This is a genomic window from Pseudokineococcus marinus, from assembly GCF_013004605.1.
GTDB classification, from domain to species: Bacteria; Actinomycetota; Actinomycetes; order Actinomycetales; family Quadrisphaeraceae; genus Pseudokineococcus; species Pseudokineococcus marinus.
This window is the reverse complement of record NZ_JABEMA010000444.1, coordinates 1-1859: the sequence shown is the minus strand read 5'-3', so window position 1 is coordinate 1859 and position 1859 is coordinate 1. Positions and strand designations below refer to the sequence as shown.

The window sequence follows — 1859 nt, the reverse complement described above, 5'->3', positions numbered from 1 at the left end:
CGAAGAAGCCGCCGGCTGCGGCGAACTCGGCGGCCTGCTCGGCCCCGGCGCGCACCTGGCGCCGGGCGGGCGCCCGACCGCCGTCGCACGCGGCCCGCAGCGACGTCGTGTAGCCGGCGAGCGCGTCCGGCACGAGCGCCAGCCGTCGGGCGACGACGGCCCAGTCGTCCGCCGTCGCCACGGGCATGAGGTCGAAGACCTCGCGGACGTCCTGCAGCGGCGTCGCGAGCACGGTGACCTCGCCAGAACCGACGCCCGCGTCCGCCATCTCGACCTCGAGGCCGAGCCGCTCGCGCATCGCGGCGACGGTGACCGCGTCGACGTCGTCGCGCACCGCGCCGGCGGGCAGCGCCTCGAGCGCCGCGAGGGTGCGCCGGGCGAGGTCGGCCCGCGCGGCGTCGCCGGCGGGTGAGTAGTCGGTCATCTCGTCGTCGTGCCCGGGGGCGCCCATGCCGGTGGCCGCGACCGGGTCGAGGGCCGCGTAGGCGTCCACGTGGGCGTCCGCGAGGTCGTCGACGGCGGAGGGCCGGCGGGGCGCGGTGACATCGGTGTCGGGCACCCGCCGCACCCTAGGCGGGCCCCGTGCCCCCGGGACGGCGACGTGCCGACGGGGTGCGGGGAGGAGGGCCCGGGTCAGGCGCCGCCGGCCTTGAGGGCGGCGAGCCGGGCCTCGACCTCGAGGGCGTCGGAGTCGGCCTCGAGCTCCTCGAACTGGGCGTCGATCGAGGACGCCGCCAGCTCGGCCCGCCCGGCGGCGCGGGCCTCCTCGCGGCGCACCTTCTCCTCGAAGCGCGAGACCTCGCTCGTCGGGTCCATGAGGTCGATGCCCTTCACCGCGTCGTGCATGCGGTTCTGGGCCTCGGCGACCTTGGCGCGGGACGCCAGCTGGTCGCGCTTGGTGCGCAGCTCGGCGAGCTTGCCGCGCATGCCGTCGAGGCCCTTCTTGAGCTTCTCGACGACCTCGGTCTGCGCGGCGATCTGGGGCTCGAAGCCGCGCAGCTCGGACTCGGCCGTCATCTGCCGCTGCAGCGCCACCTTCGCGAGGGTGTCGAAGCGGTCGGCCTCCGCGGTGGCGCCGGACGTGCGCAGGTCGTCGGCGCGCCGGCTCGCGGCGAGCGCCTTGCCGCCCCACTCCGACGCCGTCTGCCGCGCCTCGGCCGCGTCCGCCTGGAGCAGCCGGAGGTTGCCGATGGTCTGCGCGACGGCGTCCTCGGCCTCGCGGATGCTCGCGGTGTAGTCGCGGACCATCTGGTCGAGCATGACCTCGGGGTCCTCCGCGGCGTCGAGCGCCGCGTTGAGGTTCGCCCGGACCAGCTGCCCGACCCGTCCGAGCAGGGACTGCTGCGCCATCGTCGATCGTCCTCTCGTCGTCACCCGTGTGCCGCGACGCCGCTCGGCGCCGCGCCGGTGCGAGCCTGCCACGACGCCGTGCCCGGGGGCGGTGTTCGAGCGCCCGCGGCGCCCTCCCAGACGGCGGAAGAAGGCTACGAAGTCCGCGCTGGGGCTCTCACCGGCGGAAGAAGGCTACGAAGTCCGCGCTGGGGCCCTCGACGGCGGAGACGGTCTACGAAGGTCGAGGGAGGCGGTTCGGGGGCGAGGGGGCGTCAGAAGCGCCCGCCACCGCCCGAGCCGCCGAAGCCGCCGCCCCCGAAGCCCCCGCCACCGCCCGAACCGCCGAAGCCGCCGCCCCCGCCGAAGCCGCCCCCGCCGAAGCCGCCGCCGCCTCCGCCGAAGCCGCCTCCACCGCCGAAGCCGCCGCCCCCGCCGCGGTGCCCGCCGCCGGTGAGGACGGCGCCGAGGATGCCGCCGAGCACGGCCGCCTCCACCGAGGAGCCCCGCCGACCGCCGTACCCGCCCCC

At 77.3% G+C, this 1859-nt stretch carries 2 protein-coding genes and 1 pseudogene; all 3 read right to left on the bottom strand.

The genetic code is table 11. The features are described from left to right. The coding region (locus HLB09_RS16440) for a DUF885 family protein (RefSeq protein ID WP_171204377.1) at positions 1 to 559 on the bottom strand (559 nt) is incomplete at its 3' end. A 74-nt stretch (positions 560 to 633) separates the two neighbouring features. Beyond that, entirely contained in the window at positions 634 to 1350 is a 717-nt protein-coding gene (locus HLB09_RS16435) for a PspA/IM30 family protein (protein WP_171204376.1), read from the bottom strand. A gap of 254 nt (positions 1351 to 1604) precedes the next feature. After that, positions 1605 to 1859 (bottom strand): annotated as a pseudogene (locus tag HLB09_RS16430) (TPM domain-containing protein); the annotation flags it as partial.

What these genes read in the sequence shown, in the direction of transcription:
- HLB09_RS16435 (WP_171204376.1), bottom strand. Translation starts at nt 1,350, where the DNA reads ATGGCGCAGCAGTCCCTGCTCGGACGGGTCGGGCAGCTGGTCCGGGCG.